Source organism: Kitasatospora purpeofusca (assembly GCF_000718025.1).
Classification (GTDB): domain Bacteria; phylum Actinomycetota; class Actinomycetes; order Streptomycetales; family Streptomycetaceae; genus Kitasatospora; species Kitasatospora purpeofusca.
Genome location: NZ_JODS01000078.1, coordinates 1 through 2160, shown reverse-complemented (window position 1 = coordinate 2160; position 2160 = coordinate 1). Strand labels below are relative to the sequence as shown.

At 72.1% G+C, this 2160-nt stretch carries 1 pseudogene; it reads right to left on the bottom strand.

What is annotated here, in order from left to right:
* Positions 1-2160 (bottom strand): annotated as a pseudogene (locus tag IF01_RS51865) (type I polyketide synthase); the annotation flags it as partial.

Sequence of the window (2160 nt, the reverse complement as noted above, 5' to 3'; positions counted from 1 at the left end):
CCAGGGGGTCCAGTCGATGGTGAGGCCGGTGGTGTGGGCTTCGGCGAGGCTGTGGAGGAGGGTTTCGCGCAGGTTGGTGAACCAGTAGGCGGCGTCCATGGTGGCGGTGTCGATGGCTTCGCCGGTGACGGTGGAGATGAGGGGGGTGTGGCCGGTGCGCGGCTCGACGGGGGCGAGGAGGTGGAGGAGTTCCTCGCGGAGTTCCTCGACCTGCGGCGAGTGGGAGGCGTAGTCCACCGCGATCCGCCGCGCCTGGATCCCGTCGGCCTCGCAACGTGCGGCGAGGGCGTCCAGCTCCTCGGGGGAACCGGAGACGACGACCTGCTCGGGGCCGTTGACGACGGCGATCTGCAGACCGGCCGTGAGGTGTTCCCGGATGCGCTCCTGCGGAGCCGTGCGCGTCGTCGTCGCGGACCACGTCGAGCAGCGACCAGCCGTCCGTGAACGGCTCCAGCGCGAACGCGCACTCCGTCATCTTCTCGGCGAACACCGTTGAGAAGTCCAGGAGTTCACGTGCCATGCCGATCCACTGCGAACCCTGGCCCGGGAACACGAACACCGTTCCGGTGGATCCGGCCCGGCCGGTGACGACGCCCGCGGAGTCGCCGGTGGAGACCCGTCGGTGACCCGCTCCAGCAGGCGCGCGGCCTGCTCGGTCAGCGCGGCCTCGCTCCGGGCCGACAGCACCCACGGCAGCGGACCCTCACCCGCGGCGTCGGTCTCGGCCGGCTTCGGTGCGGGCTCCTCCGCGGCGGCCTCCAGGACCACGTGCGCGTTGGTCCCACCGATGCCGAAGGAGGAGACGGCGGAGCGGCGCGGGCGGTCGAGTTCGGGCCAGTCGCGCTGCTCGGTGAGCAGACTGACCGCGCCGGACTCCCAGTCCACGTGGTGGGAGGGGGTGTCGGCGTGCAGGGTGCGCGGCATCACGCCGTGGCGCATCGCCTCGACCATCTTGATCACACCCGCGACACCCGCCGCCGCCTGGGTGTGCCCGATGTTGGACTTCACCGACCCGAGCCACAGCGGCCGTTCGGCGTCGTGCTCCTGGCCGTAGGTGGCCAGCAGGGCCTGCGCCTCGATCGGGTCGCCGAGCGCGGTGCCCGTGCCGTGCGCCTCGACGAGGTCGACATCGGCCGGGGCGAGGCGGGCATTGGCGAGGGCATCACGGATGACGCGCTGCTGGGAGGGGCCGTTGGGCGCGGTGAGGCCGTTGCTCGCGCCGTCCTGGTTGACCGCCGAACCACGCACCACCGCCAGCACCCGGTGCCCCAGCCGCTCGGCGTCGGAGAGGCGTTCGACGACGAGCATGCCGACGCCTTCGGACCAGCCGGCGCCGTCGGCGTCGTCGGAGAAGGCCTTGCAGCGGCCGTCGGGGGACATGGCGCGCTGGCGGGAGAACTCCACGAAGGTGGTCGGCGTCGCCATGACGGTGACACCGCCGGCCAGCGCCAGCGAGCACTCGCCGTTGCGCAGGGCCTGGACGGCGAGGTGGAGCGTGACGAGCGAGGAGGAGCAGGCGGTGTCCACCGTCATCGCCGGGCCCTCCAGGCCCAGCAGGTAGGAGATCCGCCCGGACGCCACACCACCGCTGCTGCCGGTGATCAGCAGGCCCTCGACGTCCTCGGTCGCCTCCGACAGCCAGGTGCCGTAGTCGTGGTACATCAGGCCGGCGAAGACGCCGGTGCGGCTGCCGCGCAGGGTGGCGGGGTCGATGCCGGCGCGCTCCAGGGCCTCCCAGGAGGTTTCCAGCAGCAGGCGCTGCTGCGGGTCCATGGCGGTGGCCTCGCGCGGGCTGATGCCGAAGAAGTCGGCGTCGAACTCGCTCGCGCCGGAGAGGAATCCGCCCCGGGTGGAGTACGTCTTGCCGGTGCTGCCGGGGTCGGGGTCGTAGAGCCCCGCCGTGTCCCAGCCGCGGTCGGTGGGGAACTCGGAGATGGCGTCGGTGCCGTCGAGCACCGCCTGCCACAGCTGCTGCGGCGAGTCGATCCCCCCGGGCAGGTGGCAGGCCATGCCGACGATGACGATGGGGTCGTGGTCGGTGGTGGTGGTGTGGGTGGTGGTGGTGTGGGTGGTGGTGGTGCCTTGGATGTGTTGGTCGAGGTGGTGGGCGAGGGTGGTGAGGGTGGGGTAGTCGAAGACGAGGGTGGAGGGGAGGCGGAG